The organism is Nostoc sp. JL23 (genome assembly GCF_017115065.1).
Taxonomy (GTDB): Bacteria; Cyanobacteriota; Cyanobacteriia; order Cyanobacteriales; family Nostocaceae; genus Nostoc; species Nostoc punctiforme_A.
The window spans coordinates 13,437-33,834 of sequence record NZ_JABXKN010000043.1 but is presented as its reverse complement, the minus strand read 5'-3'; the positions used below and the strand labels follow the sequence as shown (position 1 = coordinate 33,834).

General features: G+C 40.0%; 13 protein-coding genes. 6 read left to right on the top strand and 7 right to left on the bottom strand.

Annotated features, from left to right (window positions below):
* The first annotated feature begins 125 nt into the window (after nt 1-125).
* Both HWQ42_RS09080 and HWQ42_RS09075 read left to right on the top strand, forming a co-directional pair.
* The gene (locus tag HWQ42_RS09080) at nt 126-1,568 is read left to right on the top strand and encodes an AAA-like domain-containing protein (RefSeq protein WP_292811149.1); all 1,443 of its coding nucleotides are present in this window, start codon (nt 126-128) and stop codon (nt 1,566-1,568) included.
* Between the two features lie 5 nt (nt 1,569-1,573).
* Nucleotides 1,574-3,148, top strand: coding sequence for an AAA-like domain-containing protein (locus HWQ42_RS09075; protein ID WP_292811147.1), 1,575 nt, complete (start codon nt 1,574-1,576; stop codon nt 3,146-3,148).
* Between the two features lie 332 nt (nt 3,149-3,480).
* Here HWQ42_RS09075 and HWQ42_RS09070 read toward each other — a convergent pair whose 3' ends face one another.
* The 6 genes from HWQ42_RS09070 to HWQ42_RS09045 form a co-directional block, all read right to left on the bottom strand.
* A complete protein-coding gene (locus tag HWQ42_RS09070; protein ID WP_292811151.1) occupies nt 3,481-4,149 on the bottom strand; it encodes a sigma-70 family RNA polymerase sigma factor in 669 nt (222 codons plus the stop codon).
* A 743-nt stretch (nt 4,150-4,892) separates the two neighbouring features.
* Nucleotides 4,893-5,705: a response regulator gene (locus HWQ42_RS09065; RefSeq protein WP_292811146.1), complete on the bottom strand. Its 813-nt coding sequence runs from the start codon at nt 5,703-5,705 to the stop codon at nt 4,893-4,895.
* A 434-nt stretch (nt 5,706-6,139) separates the two neighbouring features.
* Entirely contained in the window at nt 6,140-8,620 is a 2,481-nt protein-coding gene (locus HWQ42_RS09060; protein WP_292811144.1) for an ATP-binding protein, read from the bottom strand.
* 94 nt (nt 8,621-8,714) lie between these two features.
* Nucleotides 8,715-10,160, bottom strand: coding sequence for an ABC transporter substrate-binding protein (locus HWQ42_RS09055; protein ID WP_292811142.1), 1,446 nt, complete (start codon nt 10,158-10,160; stop codon nt 8,715-8,717).
* A gap of 12 nt (nt 10,161-10,172) precedes the next feature.
* Entirely contained in the window at nt 10,173-11,654 is a 1,482-nt protein-coding gene (locus HWQ42_RS09050) for an ABC transporter substrate-binding protein (protein WP_292811140.1), read from the bottom strand.
* Between the two features lie 281 nt (nt 11,655-11,935).
* Nucleotides 11,936-14,746 carry a calcium-binding protein gene (locus tag HWQ42_RS09045; RefSeq protein WP_292811138.1) on the bottom strand — a complete coding sequence of 937 codons (2,811 nt, stop codon included), beginning with the start codon at nt 14,744-14,746 and terminating at the stop codon, nt 11,936-11,938.
* A 955-nt stretch (nt 14,747-15,701) separates the two neighbouring features.
* On the opposite strand from HWQ42_RS09045, the gene HWQ42_RS09040 reads away from it, so the two are divergent.
* Nucleotides 15,702-15,848, top strand: coding sequence for a hypothetical protein (locus tag HWQ42_RS09040; protein WP_292811135.1), 147 nt, complete (start codon nt 15,702-15,704; stop codon nt 15,846-15,848).
* A 208-nt stretch (nt 15,849-16,056) separates the two neighbouring features.
* On the opposite strand, the gene HWQ42_RS35485 is transcribed toward HWQ42_RS09040, so the two are convergent.
* Nucleotides 16,057-16,269: a DUF4157 domain-containing protein gene (locus HWQ42_RS35485; RefSeq protein ID WP_367119045.1), complete on the bottom strand. Its 213-nt coding sequence runs from the start codon at nt 16,267-16,269 to the stop codon at nt 16,057-16,059.
* A gap of 251 nt (nt 16,270-16,520) precedes the next feature.
* On the opposite strand from HWQ42_RS35485, the gene HWQ42_RS09035 reads away from it, so the two are divergent.
* The 3 genes from HWQ42_RS09035 to HWQ42_RS09025 all read left to right on the top strand — a co-directional run bounded on the left by HWQ42_RS09035 (nt 16,521) and on the right by HWQ42_RS09025 (nt 20,391).
* Nucleotides 16,521-16,760 carry a hypothetical protein gene (locus HWQ42_RS09035; protein ID WP_292811133.1) on the top strand — a complete coding sequence of 80 codons (240 nt, stop codon included), beginning with the start codon at nt 16,521-16,523 and terminating at the stop codon, nt 16,758-16,760.
* On the top strand, nt 16,760-17,284 hold the full coding sequence (locus HWQ42_RS09030) for a phage tail protein (RefSeq protein ID WP_094350961.1): 525 nt from the start codon (nt 16,760-16,762) through the stop codon (nt 17,282-17,284). Before HWQ42_RS09035 ends, HWQ42_RS09030 begins: the two co-directional genes overlap by 1 nt.
* 527 nt (nt 17,285-17,811) lie before the next feature.
* Nucleotides 17,812-20,391, top strand: a complete 2,580-nt coding sequence (locus tag HWQ42_RS09025) for a hypothetical protein (protein ID WP_292811131.1) — start codon at nt 17,812-17,814, stop codon at nt 20,389-20,391.
* Nucleotides 20,392-20,398 lie beyond the last annotated feature (7 nt).

Sequence of the window (20,398 nt, the reverse complement as noted above, 5' to 3'; positions counted from 1 at the left end):
TATCTAGCATCTATAGATTCCATAGGTGATATTTTTTGTCAATGCGTAAGTCCTAGTAAATAAGGAAAAAACTATGAAAAATTCCGCTACAGTCTTATTTAAAACAAAGTTTATTCTTTTTACAAATGAATATAGAAGAAGCGCTAGTAATTTTAGATACATTTCTTGAACATGGCTTAAGTGATGTTCAGGAAATAATATTTCGTCAAGCTTGGGAAGGAAAAACTTATCCAGATATCGCCGAAAGCTGTGGTTATGATGCCAATTATATAAAAGATGTTGGTTCTAAGTTATGGAAGTTACTTTCACAAGCTTTTGGGGAGGAGGTGACAAAAAGTAATTTTCGCTCAGTATTGAGACGGCGAAGCCTCCAACGGGTTTTGCCTACGCAAAATAGCCTTTTGTCAGAAAAACTACAACCTATGCCAGCAGTCTTGAAGCAGTCTCAGCCAACAAGCAGAGCCAAAGATGCGATCTCAGGGTCTTCTTTAGTAATTGAAAAGCAAGACGAGAGAAAAACCCTAGACCTTAACCCTGACTTCTTAGAAATTCCTGGTGGCTCAGTGCCCCTAAATTCCTTTTTTTACATAGAGCGTCCGCCAATTGAAGAACGCACATATACAGAAATCAACAAACCTGGAAGTCTAATCAGAATCAAAGCTCCCAGCAAAATGGGAAAAACATCCCTAATGCACAGAATTCTTACTCATGCTAAACAGACTGGGGTACACACTGTACAGATTGGTTTGCAAAGAGCAGATAGTCAAGTTTTCACTAGCTTAGAAAAATTCTTACGCTGGTTTTGTGCTAACGTCAGTCGGCAGTTGAACCTAGAAATCAGACTAGATGATTATTGGGATGAGGATATTGGTAGCAAAGTTAGCTGCACATTGTATTTACAGGAGTACTTGCTAGAAAAAATCGACGCTCCGGTAGTCTTAGCTTTGGATGAAGTAAATCGAATTTTTGAGTATCCAGAAATCTCTAGGGATTTTCTGCCGCTACTGCGTTCTTGGTATGAAGATGCTTCCGAATTAGAAATCTGGCGAAAACTCCGACTAATAGTAGTTCATGCCACTGAAGCTTATATCCCGTTAGATATCAATCAATCCCCTTTCAATGTGGGACTACCAATTAAATTACCAGAATTTAGTTTAGAGCAGATGCAAGAATTGGCGGTGCGTCATGGACTGGATTGGGCCAAAAGTGAGACAGGATTACAAAAGCTGGCTCCTTTACTAGCGATGATTGGTGGTCATCCCTATCTAGTTCGTCTCGCTCTTTATAATTTGGGACATCAAACAGTAACCCTAGAGCAGCTATTAAAAGAGGCTCCCACAATTGCGGGTATCTACAGCAACTATTTACGGCATCATCTTGCAAATCTCCAAGAACATCCCGAATTAGCGATCGCACTCAAACGGGTAGTTACTTCTCCAACAAGTGTACAACTAGAAGCGATCGCTGCTTATAAATTAGAAAGTATGGGTCTGGTAAAACTTGAAGGAAATCAGGCAATGCCTAGCTGTGAGTTATATCAGCTGTATTTCCGAGAGCAATTAACTTAAACGCTATGAATAAATACGAATATCAAATTGGCGGTAGTCTCAAAGTCGATGCTCCTAGCTATGTAGAACGGCAGGCTGACTTTGAACTTTATAATGCTTTAATTCAAGGGGAATTTTGTTATGTATTTAGTTCCCGACAAATGGGTAAATCTAGTTTGCGGTTACAAACGAGGCATCGATTAGAACAAGCAGGCTACAGTTGTGCTTCTATCGATATGACTCGCATCGGTAACGGCAATATTACTCCTGCTCAATGGTATAAGGGCATAGTAGTTGACTTATTAAGGAGCTTTAATCTCTTTAGCAAAGTTAATATAAAAGCCTGGTGGTCGGAGCGTGAAGATTTACCTGCATTACAGCGATTGAGCCAGTTTGTTGAAGATATTTTGTTAGTTGAACTAAAAACTGAAAAAATATTTATTTTTATTGATGAAATTGATAGCGTTTTAGGTTTAAATTTTCCGGTAGTAGATTTTTTTACTTTAATTCGCTCATGCTACAATCAACGAGCCGAAAATGCAGAATATAACCGTCTAACTTGGGCGCTGTTCGGAGTCGCAACCCCTTCAGATTTGATTGCCGATCGCAACTGTACCCCATTTAATATTGGTAAATCTATTGAACTACACGGCTTTAATTTATCGGAAGTTCAGCCATTAGCGGCAGGTTTAGAAAGTAAAGTAGCTAATCCAATGGCAGTTCTCAAAGAAATTTTAGCTTGGACAAATGGTCAGCCATTTTTGACTCAAAAGCTATGTCAGATAGTAGTGCAAGAAAGAACCTGTGGAAGCAAAAATGTTGAAGAACACAGAAGTATAGAAGTTGATGAGCGTTATAAATTAGATAACCATTTACCGATTATTAATCAACATCTGATAAATTTTTATTACCAATTTCCCTTATTAATTTTAGAAAAACTAGTGCAAACCCATATTATTGAGAAATGGGAAGCAAAAGATGATCCAGAGCATTTGAAAACAATCCGCGATCGCCTGCTGATTAATGAACAGCGCGCTGGAGGTTTACTAGGATTGTACCAGCAAATTTTACAAGGAATTCAGATAGCTAGTGATGATGGAGAAGAACAAATAGAACTGCTCTTGTCGGGGTTAGTAACCAAGCAGCAAGGGCAATTAATAGTGAAGAATCGGATTTATGAAGAGGTTTTTAACCAAACTTGGGTAGAAAAACAATTAGCAAAATTACGACCCTACTCCCAAGCATTCAATGCTTGGGTAGCCTCAGATCGCTGTGATAATTCCCGACTATTACGCGGGACAGCTTTACATGAAGCTCTAGCTTGGTCACAAGGCAAAAGTTTGAGTGATTTAGATTATCAGTTTTTAGCAGCTAGCCAAGAATGCGATCGGCGAGAAGTTGAGACATGGTTAGAAGCAGAACGAACTAAAGAAGTTAAAGCTCGACTAGTTCAAGAGCAAAAAGCAGCTAGATTTCAAAGATTATTTTTTCTAGGCGCGTTCGGTTGGGCATTAATAGTTGTTTTAGGATTGGGGATGGTGACTTTCGAGTATAAAAAACACTGTTCAGTGACTTCACAGCAATTACTACATTACCCATGAGTAGGACAACGATTGTATCTGCAACCCAAATAAAATTACAAATTTTTAGTTCTTAGAAAGAATGCACTATTTACTCAGCACTCATTGTTCAAAGAGTTTCGGTGAATAAATAAAATCTAAATCAATATTTCTCCTAGACTGCCTTTATAGTACATCACGGCGTAAATAAACCACCCATTCCAAATCAACGAAACTCTTACGCTGTATTCATTTTGACTTTTGACTTTTGACTTTTGACTTCCGCCTTGCGGTACTAGGTTATCTGCTGAAATATTGCTTTGCTGCTAGTATCTGAAATTTTGTCAGCCACCTTCCTGTAGTGAAAGTCTAGTTTAGAATAAATCCTCTACCTCAGCAAATTTCCGCAAGCGTGGTAGACACTGACGTTGATAGAAACTGCTTAATGTCGCAATTGACAGCCCAAAGTCTTTAGATAATTCTTTCCAGCTAACTTCCGGGGGTAAGCGTTTGAGAATTAATACCTGACAATTTACGTCTGGACGCCCTTTAATGTGAGTACTACGTAGTTCCATATCCGAGTCTGTCTCCACCCATATCTCCAGGTTTTCCAAAATGGGAGGCGCTTGGGGGGTAGCTGGTATATTATCTATCGGGTCAATAGTTTCACCAATCTCACCCGACTTAGACTGACGAACCCCAAAGGAGACTGTTGTGGCTTTTTCCCGGTTTTGGTTGACATAAAAGTCTTGTAGTCTGCGTTTTAGGTAAGCATCTAACCAAGTAATCACACTACCTTGAGTGGAGTCATAGGCTTGACCTGTCAGACCATCACAAACGTTGCGGCAGAAATATAACCAAGTTTGTTGCAGTGCGTCTTGATAGTAGGGAGTATTTTCCTTCCAGAGTTTACCTTGTGTCAAACGAATAATTTGCGTGAGCAGCTTCTGACGTTGAGGGCTTCCAGGTGAATGTCTACGGGCTTGGGCAACTAAGGATGCTAGCTGTTCATTTAGATCCTTCTTAACTGAGGTGCTAAACAATAGATGCCTGACTTCCTGTTTTACTGGTAGTGAATGACTCTGAATGTCTAAATCAGTAGTAACATCTTCTACAGTCAAAGAGTTGTTGCTTACCCGATCAGTATTTCCTTGCTCAGATGCCTGAATACAGCGATAAATTGCTTTTTCAGGCGGGATAAAATCTTGGTTTATACTATTTTTTCGCATCTTATTTTCTTTCCTCAAGTTTATTTTTTGGGCATACTTTACAGGCTTGATACACTACAAAGCATCTCTTTGCTTGATTTTTGATGCTGTCACTATCTGTCAGATATCAGAGGTAATAACGCTATAGTTGCAATGGGCAATACCCTTTTACTCACCGGCTCAATTCAATCCACATAATCAACTCAGTAGGAGGACATAATAAAATGTAAAATGCAAATCAGAAGAACCCGTTGCTGTTGGGGTTTTCCATTCTGCTTCTACTTATTAGACGTTCTTAAGGTTTTGGATTGAAGTTTACTTTGACCATACCTTTAATTTAAGTGAATCACTTACTTTTAACAGCATGAAAAAGTCATAATTTGTCAGGAATTTTGCCGTCAAACTTTTATTAATTTATGTAAAAAATGTCAGTAACGTCAGAAAAATCTCTTTTCCCACCTGTGTTAGCAATTTTGGATTAGAAGTCTAGACTAAAGCTCTCTTCCAGCAATGTCAGACTACCTATTCAATGACATAATTTTTGATACAAAACACTGTAGCGGCTTTCTGAAATGGTGTTAATAGGATGTGATATCGCGGACACTAGCACAATGGTACTCCTGTCCGTTTAACTCCAGATAATTGACAGTTATTTCCACGGCTATATCCTGACCATCTTGAGTTCGTTGAGTAGACTCAAAAGTGAGAGAGGCTTTCTGTCTAACTTCCTCCCAGTGCGATCGCCAAGCAACGGTCGAAAAATTTGGATTTATATCGTAAACAGTCATGGTCAGCAATTGTGCGCGGGAGTAGCCAAGATGACGACAGGCGGCTTCATTCACGTAAACAAGCTGGGCATCAGAATTTACAAAAAAGATAGAATCCTTAAATTTATCTAGATAAAACTGACTGAGGCGCAGTGCTGATTCTGCTTTTTGGCGATCGCTAATTTCCTGCTGCAAAAGTATATTTTGCTGGGTCAGTTGTTTTTGCAACCTTCGGATAGTCAAGTTATTTTCTACACGGGCAAAAACCTCTTCTTCACTAAAAGGTTTGGTAATATAATCCACTCCCCCGACAGCAAAAGCTTTAACTTTGTCAAAAACTTCATCCAAGGCGCTAATAAAAATCACCGGAATGTCGCGGGTTTTCTCTGAGGCTTTCAAATGTTGACAGACTTCATAACCATTCATTTCTGGCATCATGATGTCAAGCAAAATTAAATCGGGCGGTGCAGCTTGTGCTGTTTTCAAAGCCGTTTGTCCGTTAATAACTCTCCGAATTTCATAGCCAACCTGAGTTAGCATAGCGGATAAAAGTCTCAGATTATCGGGTGTATCATCAACAACAAGAATATTTGCTTTTGGTAGCTGAACTTGATGGTTATCCATATTTATTAGAACTAATTTTTTAAAAAAGAATTCAGGAGTCAGAAATCAGAATTCCGAATTGAGTTAGAGTCCGACTAATGAATGGGTTTACAGCACTTGCGTCTGTTATGCAATACAAATTTCCTCTTACCCCTCTCCTGTCATAGCTTTCAGCTTTGAGGATGTACCTCATAGCCGCCGGAAGTGCTGTAAGATCCTCACTAAATCTTTCGGTGCATTCACGACACGAAGATTTAGTGATGTTTAATTAGTGGCGGATCTCATATCAAGTCTGGCTAATTAGTTATGATTTCCACAGTCATTGCACCCCACACGCCAGATGCGTTTAATAAGTAATCAAGCGGACATCATATCAATCCCCCACTTTCTTGTTCTGGCTCCTAAATTCTGACTTCTGAATTCTGACTTCTGAATTCTGATTCAAAAATCATTTTTTACGATTGTGTTAAATCAATAACTTTATCAATGCGAAAGTTATTAACCCAATCAGACAAAGTGTTTGTCAAAAGAGCAGATTCTTCAGGAATTTGCTCCAGCAAGCTAAAAATCAGCTTTTCATCAGTACACAGTGCCGCTTGGTGGAGCTGTGCTACCCACTCAGTGGGCATCTGAGCCAGCATCTCTTCTAATGATAAAATTTTAAGGTCGGAATTTTCGGCAAATTCGTCTTTTTGAAGGGGTTTCTCTTCATATACATAGCGCACCCCTAAATATTTAGACATCATATTCAAAATTACTTCCTCTCGGAACGGCTTACGTACAAAATCGTTGCAGCCAGCCGATAAAACCACAAAGCGCTCCTCATCAAAAGCACTAGCAGTTAGGGCAATAATGACAGTAGCTTGACCTTTTAAAGTAGCTCTAATTTGTTTAGTAGCTTCATACCCATCCATTACAGGCATCCGCATATCCATCCAAATCAGTTGTGGTTCCCAAGTTTCCCAAAGAGTCACCCCTTCTTGACCATTTTCAGCATGACGTACCTCGAAGCCAAGGGATACTAGCATCTTGACTAGGAGTTCGCGATTTTCCCATTTATCTTCAACTACTAAGATTCGGTATTTTGGTTGATTAGGCTCTAAACCAATTACTCGTCGTTTTAGCTGTCGAATTGGAGCTTCAGCTACTTCTGCTAAACTAATTTGGAGATCAAAAGAAAAAATTGTTCCTTGACCCAAAGTACTGCTAACAGTAATACTTCCCCCCATTAGATGTACAAATTGTTGGCTGATGGTTAAACCTAAACCTGTTCCTTGCTGAGATTTCTGGCCTGCTTTCGTTTGAACAAAGGGTTTAAACAACTTTTCAATTTCGGCAGGTGCAATCCCTGTCCCGGTATCTTCAACTTCAAAATGAAGCCAGAAGAATGAAGGGCGGGAGTTTTTTATTACTTGTGTCCTTTCTTGTTGCTGTAGTTTACTTTCTTCCTTCATCCTAACTCGCAAACTCACGCCACCTTCTTGAGCAAATTTGATAGCATTACCAAGGAGGTTAATTAAGATTTGACGCAATTTACTTTCATCTGTATGCACATATCTAGGAACTTCCGGTCTACGTTCAAACATCAACTGTAAACCTTTGGATTCCGCTTTAATTTGAAACATCTCTTCAAGTGAATCAAGTAGAGTGTACAAGTCAAAGCTATTGTTGTTCAGTGTCGTTAAACCCGCCTCAATTTTGGACATTGACAACACATCATTAATCAAGGTTAGCAAATGTTCTCCACTGCGACTGATAATTTCTAAATGTTCCAACTGAGAAGCATTGATAGAAGAATCACGGGTCATTAGCTGAGTAAAGCCAAGGATGCTGTTAAGAGGAGTACGAAGTTCGTGACTCATATTTGCGAGAAATTCGCTTTTGGCACGGTTGGCAGTTTCGGCTTCTTTGGCTTTTAGTTCTAATCTATGGCTGTAATTCTCTAACTGTTCGCCAGAGATTTTTAACTGTCGTGTTAGCCAAGACACTCCAATCAATAGAAATCCCATTGATAAGAATCCCACTAGCATCATCGTCCCTGCTAATCGTCGAGCTGGCGCAAAGGCTTCTTCCTGGTTCATCTCCACCATTAAGGCTAGGTCTTGGTCATTGAGCCAGTGATATACCCCAATTACTAACACTCCAGCATAGTTTGGATAAAGTCCTTGACCACTAATTCCACCCATTGCTGCATCAATACCTTGGCTGCTAACTCCTTGAGAAAAGTCCGGTGTTTTATTTTTATCTTTAGAAATAAAAGCGTTTTTAGTTACTAAAGAACCAATCAAATAAGTTTCTCCACTCTTACCTAAGCCTGTACGTTCTCGCACAATTTGATCTATTCTGCCTAAATTTAGATCGGCTAAAAGAACACCTTGACGTACCTTGGCTGCATCACGTAGAGGGGTTGCAAAAGTAACTGATGGCTTACCAGTAATCGGTGAGACATAAAAGATGGGGGCAAAAGAGTCTCCTGCCTGAATCTGTTCAATATAGGTGATGTTAGCTGAAATTTCATATTGACCTTCACGCTGTTTATTAGTAGATAAAATAATCCGATTGCTCCGGTCAAGAATGGAAATTTCTCCCAGACTTGGCTTGATTTTAGCCATATTTGTGAGATAATCTGAGAGAACTTTATAAGCTTTACGATAATTTGCGTCGGCAACTTTGGAATTTAAAAGGATTTGAAAATTATTTTGTACGTCTGGAAACTGAGTTACTAAGAGAAAGTCTCGTTCTTGGTCTTCAAACCAACGGGTAATTTCTTCCTCTTTCAGAGTGGCAGCAGCACTGAGTCGTTCAAAAGCAGCTTGCTTCAAAGCTTCCCTCGCATTGAGAAAAGCAAATCCTCCTACTACACCTACAGTTACCAAGGATAGGAATAAGAAGGAACTGGCAACTTTAATAGTTAGGTGCTTATTCCAGAAGTTCATATATTTACAACTTGTTTCTTATTCTAAAGATATTTATCTTTTTTATTATTCATGCAGATAGGTTATTCCTTTAGTTAATATAAATAATTATTGATTACCATTGAGCAAAAATTTGTTTGATCTGCTTAATTGCTTCATCAGTTGCTTGCTCTGGAGAAATTTTATCTCCAATTATTCGATTAAGAGCTTTTCCCCAGATATTCTCCTCTAACACTACGCTGTATGCTGGGTTTTGGACATAATAAAACAACCGCGTTGAACCTTCCGTTACCGTCTTGACCGCAGTTGAAACGTGTGGGTCAGCTGGGTTTTTCCAAAATGGGTCTTGCCAAAGTGTCTTGATGACAGGTAAATTACAGCCTCCAGCAGCTTTCAGATACTTACCTATCACCTGTGATTGGGTGAGATATGCAAGAAAATCCAAAGCTTTTTTCTGTTGTTGGGAATCGGCAAACAAAACTGCTTGCCGAAGTGTGAGTAGATAACGCATTGGCTTGCCGTTGGGTTTGTTGGGAAATCTTAAGATGCCAAGCTTATGACGATAGGTGTCGGGATCTTGGCGCACAGAGCAAGGAATTGAGAGAGTGTTGTTAGGAGTCATCATCACCACACGGTTGAGCAAGCTGCGATTATTATCTGGATTTAACCAATTGAGTGCATCTGGTGGCACATAACCTTGTTGGTAAAATTTGGTATACCAATCTAATGCTTGGACAATTTTTTGTCTGACCTTTGGATCGTCGATCAGGAGTTTACCTTCTGAGTCGAGAATTTGCACATCGTATGCTTCTAAAATATGCTCAAAAAAGATATAGGTATCTGAAGCTCCAGTAGAAAAAGGAAAACCTAGCCCATAAATATGCTGTTTTTGCTGTTTTGACCGCACATCGTTTTGTAATTGTTTCCAAAACTGCCAAAAACCATCCCAATCTTTGGGGATATCACTTTCGCTGCGACCTATTTGCTCTAGCAAGTCTCGCCAGTAGAAAATATGAACCGTTGCCTGATTAATTGGAACTGCATAGTAACTTCGCTTTTTTGCAGCATTATTATAATAATTAACAGCTTGCAGAGCATATTCAGGATAAAGATTTTTGACTGGCTCAATTACATCCGTTACATCCGCTAGTTTCCCTTCCCAAGCCAAATGCGGATTCAACGCTCTCTCAGCGCCGTAACTCATCATGATATCGGGTGGATTACCCGCGTGAATGGCCCTACGCGCTTTCTGCGGTAACTCATCGCCGATATAAAAGGAAAGCTTGACTTGATTACCAGTTTGTTTTTCCCAGTTGCTTACCAACTGCTTGATTGCTTCATCCTCATCGACAGTAAATCCTTTATCCCACCAAATCTTTAAAACCCTGTTGTCAGTAGGGGAATGGGTGATTGAAGATTGTTTTAATTTGGGGGTGTTAGTACAAGCAATAATTATCAAACTGAGTGTCAATACGATGAACACATATCTGCGATAATGGTGATATTGTGCCCAATTCTGAGAGCCTTTAACAATTTGACTAGCTTTTGTTTTAAATGTCATCTTTGTAAAAGCTTACTGCCATTGGTCAAAAATTTGCTTAATTCGTGCGATCGCTTCATCACCTGCTTGCTCTGGAGCAATTTTATCTAGAACAATTTGATTGATCGCCTTACCCCAGACATTATCTTTCAAAACCAAGCTATAAGCTGGGTTTTGGACAAAATCAAATGGGCGAGTTTCTCTATTGAGAAATATCTTAACGGCAGTCGAAAGATAGGGATCTTTTGAATCTTTCCAAAAAGGATCTTCCCACGCCGATGTTAAGACTGGTAAATGACGACCTCCAGAAGCCTTAAGATAATTCCCCATCACCTTTGGTTGTATTAAGTATGCAAGAAACTCCTTAGCTAGTTTCTGTTTCTTAGAATCGGCAAATAAAAACACTTGCTTAACCGTAATTAAGTAGCGCATTGGCAAGCCATTAGGTTTATTTGGAAACTCTAAGATACCAAGCTTTTGATAATATTTATCAAGGTTTTGCCTCACAGCAGCAGGAATTGAAAGCGAGTTGTTAGGAGTCATAACTACGCTTTGATTAAGCAAGCTACGATTATTGTCTGGATTCAACCAATTTACAGCATCTGGTGGTACGTAGCCTTGCTGATAAAAGTTTGTGTACCATTTTAAGCTGTTAATAATACCTTGACGCACTTTCGGATCGTCAAGAAGGAGTTTATCCATAGCATCTAAAATTTGCACATCGTATGCTTCTAAAATCTGCTCAAACAAGTAGTATGTATCAGCAGAACTAATACCGAAGGTAAACCCTAACCCATAAATATTCTGTTTTTTATTTGGTATTTCTTTTGTCCGCAAGTCATCCTGTATTTTTTTCCAAAACTCCCAAAAACCATCCCAATCCTTTGGTACATCACTTTCTTTACGACCTATTTGCCTTAGCAAATCTCGCCAGTAGAAAATGTGAATAGTTGCTTGGCTCATTGGCAAAGCATAGTAGCTTTGCTTTTGAGTAACATTGTTATAAAAGTGAACAGTTTTTAGAATTTTTTCAGGGTAAAAACTTTTAAGTGGCTCAATTATATCTGATACATCTGCTAGTTTGCCTTCCCAACTTAAACGGGGAATAAGTTCTCGATCGGCAGTATAACTGGTAACAATATCAGGCAAGTTGCCAGCCTGAATTTCTCTTTGAATCTTCCGTGTTAGCTCATCTGTGGAATATAAAGAAAGCTTGATTTTGTTGCCAGTTTGTTTTTCCCACTCGCTAACTAGTTGCTTGAGAGCTTCATCCTCTTCCTGAGTAAAACCTTTATCCCACCAAATCCTTAAATCGGTAGTTTCACTGGATAACTTATTAAGTGGGGAAGGGGAGGATTGATATGTGTTAGTGCAAGCAACAATTATCAAGCAGAGGATTAATGCTATGAGTGCGTAGCGACGAGTAGTTAGTCTTGGTACTACGCTAAAAGCTTCTTTAGCTCTCTGCTGACTCTTCAAGACTTGAGTAATCTGACTGGCTTTTTTTCTGGACACCACACTTCTACAGCTTATATTTAAACTGAATACATATACTCAATTTAAGGCTTTTTGTTGATCTCTCAATAATTTACAAGCGATCGCTCTTAAAAGAGATGGGTAACTGCTTGCTCTTGGATAAGACAGAGCGCGTTAGCAACACATCGCCTCGCCATTTACACCGATTGGAACAATTATTCTACCGCGTGGTTTAATAATTCCATTGATAAATCGAATGCGAAGTGCTTAATATAACACCTCGCATTCTGAAGATTTCTATTTGACTGTAGGGTTGAGGATTAAACAACTAGCAAGTTATTTTGACTTAGTGACACTCCACCAGATAGTTGTGCAAATTGTACCTGAGCAAATCCACCTGTACTACCATCTTGGTCAAAATATAGTGCGCCTGTAGTGTTATTATAGATAAATCGCTGATCGCTCGTTGTCGCAGATGCTCCAAGGGTAAAAGAGCTAGCTGAGAGTATACCTGATGATAACGCGCCACCAAAACCAGCAGCCGATACGCGAATCTTTTCATTAGTCGCGTTGAAGTTATAAATACTATCAATACCTTCACTGAAACTATTGAAAACAAAGGTATCAATACTAGCTCCTCCATAAAGGTTATCATTACCTTTGCCACCTTTGAAGGTGTTTTTACCAGAAGCGCCAGAGGCTGTGAGAGTATCATTACCATCGCCTCCATCCAGTAGATTATCGCCTGATGAATAGTCAACAATCAAGCGATCGTCATTAGCGCCACCATTGAGCGTGTTATTGCCAGAGACAGTATAAGCTCCATATAAAGAATATAAGGAAGCTGAACCAGCAGCTGTCAGAGTATCATTGCCATCGCCCCCATTCAGTAGGTTATTGCCTGATGAATAGTTAGTAACTAAGTTATCGTCACCAGCGCCACCATTGAGGGTGTTCTTGCCAGAGATAGCATCGAGATCAAAATTGCCTCGGTAGTCGTCGTAGGAGCCAGAGACGTTAAGAGAATCATTATCATCACCACCAGAGAGCAAATTATTACCATTTGAATAGTCAGCACTCAAGTAATCCTTACCTGCACCGCCGAGAATCGTGTTATTTCCACGTCCCCCAGCGAGGGTATCGTTGCCATTGCTCCCCACAATCAAATCATTGTAGTCTGTACCTGAAATATTTAATTGTTCGATATTCTTGTAGCTCACCTGATTCGGGCCTGCTGTAATCGAACCAGTGTTAGTAACAGCATTGAATGTCGTTGTGATTCCCTGGCCGATAGAATAGTTATAGAAGGACAACAAATCGTCACCTTTCCCTCCATCTATGGTATCTTTGCCGCGATCGCCTCCGGTGAGTGTATCATTGCCATTGCCCCCTACAATCAAGTCATTGTAGGCTGTACCTGAGATATTTAATCGTTCAATATTCTTGTAGCTAACCTGATTCGTACCTGATGTAATGGAGCCAGTGTTAGTAACAGCATTGAATGTCGAAGTGATTCCCTCACCCCCGCTAGAATTACTGTAATAATAGGCTTCCAATAAATCATCACCTTTTCCCCCATCGATAGTATCATTGCCACTACTACTACCGTAGAGCGAAATTGTATCGTTGCCATTACTTCCCACAATCAAGTCATTGTAGACTGTACCTGAGATATGTAATGCATCGATATTCTTATAGTTAATCAAATCCGTGCCCGCCCTAATCGAGCCAGTGTTACTAGCAGCATTGAAAGTTGAAGTGATTCTCCCATTAGGATAGATATAAGAAACGCTCAACAAATCGTCACCTGTCCCCCCATCTACTGTTTGAGTCGCTAACGAAGGTGGAGAAGTATATAGGACGAAAGAGAAGGAATCATTGCCATTCCCTCCATTGAAAATGTTATTACCAAACTTGCCCTGGGCTTTTTTGTCGTCGTAGTAGCCAGAGGCAAAGAAAGAATCATTGCCATCTCCTCCATTGAGGATGTTATCGCCCGTTGAATAGTTAACACTCAATTCATCGTCACCAGCACCACCATCGAGAGTGTTATTACCGGAGGTAAAAGAGGCGGAATAGTCGTATTCGCGAGAGGCACTAAGAGAATCATTGCCATTTCCTCCATTGAGGATGTTATCGCCTGTTGAATAGTTAGCATTTAATTGATCGTTACCAGCACCACCGTTGAGGGTGTTATTGCCATCTGTCTTAGACGCAGAGAGATTATCATTCCCATCTTCTCCATTGAGAATGTTATCGCCTGTTGAAGAAGTAGCACTGAATTGATCGTTACCAACACCACCATTAAGGATGTTATCGCTTGTTGAATAATCAACATTCAAGTAATCGTTACCTTCACCGCCAAAAATCGTATCATTGCCATAATTTAAATCATTGCCACTACTGCCTCCGAAGAGTAAATCGTTACCATTACTCCCAACAATAAAATCAGCGTAGGTTGTACCTCTAATTTCTAATTGTTCGATATTGTTGTAGTTAATCCGATTTGTGCCAGCCCTAATTGAGCCAGTGTTAGTAGCAGCATCGAAACTCGAAATGATTCCACTGCTAGCACTGGTATAATATACAGACAAATAATCCTCACCAGTTTCTCCATTTACGCTTTGAGTCGTTAAGGAAGAGGGGGAAGTTTTTGAGGCGGACAAATGGAAGTCATCATTACCAGCGCCTCCATTTAGAGTGTTTTTACCCCGGACTTCATCGGCGTAAAAGGAATCATTGCCGTCTTTGCCTGAAACCGTATTGTTGCCAGCAGAATAGCTAATATGAAGGTAGTCATCCCCTATATCTCCACTGAGGATGTTATTTCCAGAAGAATAGGAAGCATCAAGGGTATCATTTCCCTCATCACCCCGCAGCAGGTTATTACCAGTACCACCACGGAGGGAGTCACTACCCGTACCACCACGAAGAGAGTCGTTATCCGTACCACCAAGCAAAGTATCATTGCCTGCACCACCAATGAGGGTATCATTTCCGGCATCACCGTTTAAAAGGTCGTTGCCATTTTTGCCATCGATAATATCATCACCTACTTTAGCGTTAATTGTATCTGCGTCCTGGCTACCCAATAGAGTATCCTTACCGTTGGTTCCAATGATATTAACCATAACTTTTATCTTCCTGAATCTATTTTTGAGTAACTTCAGCTATTAACTTGTTGTTAATGTTATTTAAGGACACACAGAAATAGTCGAGAGTTAACGCTTTCGACATACTTTTATGTCACTTTTGAGGGCTAGCAATTTTCTCGAAAATCTACCCTATTGATAAGCTTGAAAATAGGACTTATCTAACTGACTTGAAAAAGGCAGGAGGTGAGGCAGCCCCCGTCTTGGCGGTTCCCGTCGATAGCCCAGCGTTAGCGAGTCTTCGAGCGTCTGGGGGACTGCCGAACCCGAAGGGCAGGAGGTTCAAAGTTAAAGTCTTTACCTATTCCCTATTTCCTTTTTCATTCGTTATTTGTGTACCCGTTAATAATGCTATTTACAACTATCTAAGTCTTAAGCATTGTACATATTTATGAGCGTGTATTTAGGAAAACAGATGGTTTAACGATTTTTTTATCATTCTTGATCCGCAGATCAAACCAGCCATCACTGACAAAGTGTCGAAAAATCAAGCTTGAATTCCTAAAACCCACACTTCATATTTCTTATCAAAGCGTAGCCCTACTGTCGTAAATATAGAGAATAATTCACTTTCGATAGGGAAAGAATTTTTATGCAGTTGTTGTGGGCTATTGCCCGTGGGTGTGTAGCTTAAAAATAGGGAACATCTAAATAACACTTTGATAACCATATCTGAATATTTACTGAGATGTCCACACTTAAAGACATATCTTTGCATACTCTTCACATTATTTGCCGATCAGTATAATGTCAGTACTTGTCTTTATCTATTCTTCATGTCTTAATAGCCACTAACAATCAAGATGTAGCAGTTAAGCAGCAAGTAAATGCTTGTGTAATCTGCTCGTGTAGCGTGTCGTCCCCCCTATTACCGCAAGGCGGAATTAAAAATTAAAAATGAATACAGCATAACGGTTTCGTTGATTTGGAATGATTGGTTTATTTCCGCCGTGTTGTACTAGTAGACAAGCAAGCTGTAAGAGTTTTTAACTCTGGGGTTATGCTGCGAGGTTCTGACGACGAGTTACAGGAGTTGAAAGCGATCGCACTGGACATTGACACGTTATCAAGAACTGCTTAGGGATAACTATCTCCCAAACATACCCCTGTAGCCCGTCCTACGCATCCTTCCTGATGATCTAATCGAATCGATTTCGTCGTTCACGGCTTGGGTGCATTGCGAATCCCCATTCCCGAAGGTTGTGGTAGCATCTCTGCACGCGAGTTGTTCGAGATTATTATTGGGGTAATGCACAAACCCTGATTATTTCAAGGCTCGTGCGATCGCTTCACCGCCCCCCATTCTGCTGCACTACATGAGTCAACAACTCCTGACCGCCCTGACTCCCAGGATTATATTCCCCCTCCCGAAAGAACACATCCTGTCCTGTCGTGAAAGCGCGTGCCTGAATTGATCGATTCAACTGGTCAGATTGACCATTCGTGTGAACCTTCACTCCACTGAAATCAGCGCCAAACGCCTGTTCCATCGGTTCGCGGATATTGTCTGCCCACCAGCCTTTGCTTGTTTAATGGACGCTTCCAGGTCGTAAATGTCTCCAGGCTGGCTAATTGAGAGTTTTGCTTGCCTACGCAGTGGTATGCGACTTATATCGTGAGTAAGTGGCTTATCGAGTGGTTGTATTTCAAGTCCCTAAAATCTAAATCCAGGCAAAAACTAAGTTCGACTTTTGGCTACTTTTGATTCTGATGCAGTACCTTTAGCCTGGATTTAGGGAGAGTTTTTTTATTTATGGATTCAAAACAGCAACAAAGTTTTTTCACCTTCGATGGAGATATTGGCGGGACTGCTGGCTACGCTGGGGTTTCGGCGGCATCTGATGCTACCAAGGCGGCTAAAACGGCAAGTAAATATCTCAACGACTCACTGCTGATGAACCAGCTTACAGAACACGTATATAAACTTTTGCTAGAAGATTTGCGATCGCAGCGCGAAAGGGTAGGTAGTTATGATTCTCAAAGGTGGTTGTGATGGCTACAGGCGCTAATAACGGCAACATTACTCACGAATTAAATTATGTTACTACTAATCGTTTCTATGTAGAAATAGACAGTTCTATTGCTGCATCTTTTGCGGAATGTACAGGATTAAGTATTCAAATTAAGAAAAATGTGTTTCAGGAAGGTGGTGTTAACGACCAACAAAGAATTTATTTAGGTCATACAGAATTTGCAGACATCACTCTTAAACGTGGAGTTACCGATCATCCAGGTTTTTGGAACTGGATGAATGCAGTTTTTGATGAACAAAAGAAAACATCTCGACGCAATGTCAATATTTTGATTTTCAATCAAGCCGGTGAAACGATGATGAGTTGGACTTTGATTGGTGCTATTCCTATAACCTGGAAAACACCTGCACTCCAAGCAGATGGTAAGGCTGTTGCCATTGAAGAATTAACTTTAGCTTATGAAGGCTTACAAGTTGCAAGGTCTACAGGAGGAGGCACTTCTGTACAACGGAATCAAAAAAGTGGATATTTCGTTTCTAGCTAATTGGCTATTTTTAAACGATAACTATGCAAATTATTCAATCTCCACTAGGAAGCAATATTCATCCCCTTGGGGTAATATCATCTTTATCTACTCCTGATAGAATGATATTGAGAAAACAGTCTCATTCTCTGCATTCACGAAGTAATTTTCTTAGTCCCATACAAACTAAACTACCATTAGTTACATCCTCTAAATTTTTCTTATCTCGTGAAAATGAACCATCGATACAACCATTAATAGGTTGGGATAGTTGGGATAATCAAGATATAAATAGTAATTTGCCATTACTGGAATCTGATTCTTTTGATTCAATAAGTCTACCCGAAAATAGTCATATTAATACTAGTGAAAAAGTAAAATATAGTATTCCGGAGATACTGCCAAATCGGATTGATAAAAAAACGAGTGATGATACCTCGCAACAACTAAATATTAAAAGTAAATCTAAATCAAAAAAAATAAATAAATCTCAAAAGCCACTTGAGAAAAAATCCAAATCCAAATCTAAAAAAGCAGTCAAATCATCTGTGGCTAAGAATATTGTTCAAAGCAATGTTACTATTAATGGTCAAGAAGATAGCTTATTAGCATTAGATGAGTCTCTGTCTGTTGAGGCTAATTTGGAAATACCCACATTGCAACTAGATAATGCTGTCGTTGATAATTCTCTAGTTTTGCCGTCAGCGCTTACCTCACCCGATCTTGATGATGCACCTACTTTAATCCATCCTTTGGCAAATGATGAAAATGCTATAGGGGCGAATATTGCTGCACCTAATTCTGAGTCTTCAGTTGCAAAAAGCCCTATTGCAATACAACAAGAATTTGATTCCAGTGTTTCAAGTGAGCCTCTAGCAAGTATACCTGTTCAGTTAACACCTACCTCAGCCGATATTGAAGACACACCTAGTTTATTCAGAAACTCTGATAAGAATGAACCCTTAGTAATTTCAGAGTCACAGTCTGCTATGGTGGTTAATGTCTCAGATATCTCAGCAAATCTGACTTCACTACAACGTGATAGCTATGTTGAGAGTACTAATAGCGAGTTTACAGAAAGTCAGCCCATTTTAGTACCACCTGAGATTGTTGAAACACCAACAATTACCGCTATATCATCAGAAATTGGTGAAACAGCGATCGCACCATTTACAGCTACATCGCCTGAGATTGCTGAAACACCAACAATTATCGCTACATCGCCTGAGATTGGTGAAGTACCGACAATTACTCCTACGTCCCCTGAAATTGTTGAAACACCAATAATTACTCCTACATCATCAGAGATTGGTGAAACTGCGATCACACCACTTACCGCCACATCGCCTGAGATTGTTGAAACACCAGTAGTTAGCGCCATATCATCTGAGATTGGTGAAACAGTGATCGCACCACTTACCGCCCCATTATCTGAGATTGGTCAAACAGAAACACCAATAATTACGGCAATATCCTCTGAGATTGGTGAAACACCAATAATTACGGCAATATCCTCTGAGATTGGTGAAACAGTGATCGCACCACTTACCGCCCCATTATCTAAGATTGGTGAAACAGAAACACCAATAATTACGGCTACATCACCTGAAATTGTTGAAACACCAATAATTACGGCAATATCCCCTGAGATTGGTGAAACACCAACAATTACCGCCATATCGCCTGAGATTGCTGAAACAGCGATCGCACCAATTATCGCCACATCATCTGAGATTGTTGAAATACCAGCAATTACCGCCATATCGCCTGAGATTGGTGAAACTGCGATCGCACCACTTTTCGTTACATCGCCTGAGATTGGTGAAATACCAACAATTAGCGCCATATCGCCTGAGATTGGTGAAACTGCGATCGCGCCATTTCTGGCTACATCATCTGAAATTGCTGAAACACCAACAATTAGTACAATATCGCCTGAGATTAGTGAAACTGCGATCGCACCACTTACCGCCACATCATCTGAGATTGTTGGAACACCAACAATTACTCCTACATTACCTGAGAATTTTGAAACTGCGAGTATTTTTAGGAAAATTATTGACAATGAACAAATAGTAGAATTAGAGTTTACCTATGCGGTAACAAATGAAGAAAATCCTGGAATATCAACCTTTGTTGATACCTCAGATAATCCCACCTCCCCACAAAATGAGGTAAACACACTACTTCAAGTTGAGCAAAATGCGATCGCAGAAAATTTGCCAGCACCTAAAGGTTATGCTACTGGTGGCCACGTAACAGATTTCCACGTTGAAAATCGCCAGCAGATAGCACCCTCGGATACAATACCTGCAATGCTTACGCCTGGGGAGTTTGTGATTAATACCAGGGATGCACAGAAGAATTTACCTCTACTGCATCACATCAACACTGGTGGAACACCGCACGATATTATCCTTCCAAGTTTACAGACACCCAATCCCACAGAACCAGAAGAAACAATTTCTCCAGAGACTCCGACTAAAGTCGATTCTTTTTCAGACACTTCATTACAACTAAAAAGCGCTGAGACTGATTCACCTGAGATATCGAATTCTTTAATTCCTTCTTCCTTGGGGTTGAATATTAGTAAACAGAAACTTTCTATTCTCAATTCTCCAGAGATTCATACCCTTCACAATGAAACAATTGATGTAGGTGAATCCTCACCCCAATACTCATCGCCTCCCCTGATTTTCCGAAAAACAAATTCCACCACTAATACATCTTCCCAATGGTCAAATACACCTTCTCAATGGTCAAGTGTAGAAGATTTACTAAATGGAAATGATGATGAATTCACTAGCTTTAATTTTAATGAGGGAGAATCTAATAGCCAAAATTATGAATTTTCTCATGTTTCAGAATCACCACAAGTTTTTGCTAAACATCTTCCTTTAGCTAGAGGCTTTGCTGATGGTCGAGAAGTTACCCCACCCGATATATCTAGAGAAATAACACCAGTAACTGAGACTATAGAAAGCGCATCCTCATTTTCTCAAGAAGATGATAAAGATGATACGGCTGATCTTGAAGCTCTAGCTCGTGAAGTTTATCACAGATTACGACAACGGATAGAAATTGAGCGAGAACGACATGGTGGTTCCTCTGGTAGATTACGTTGGTAAATTTGTA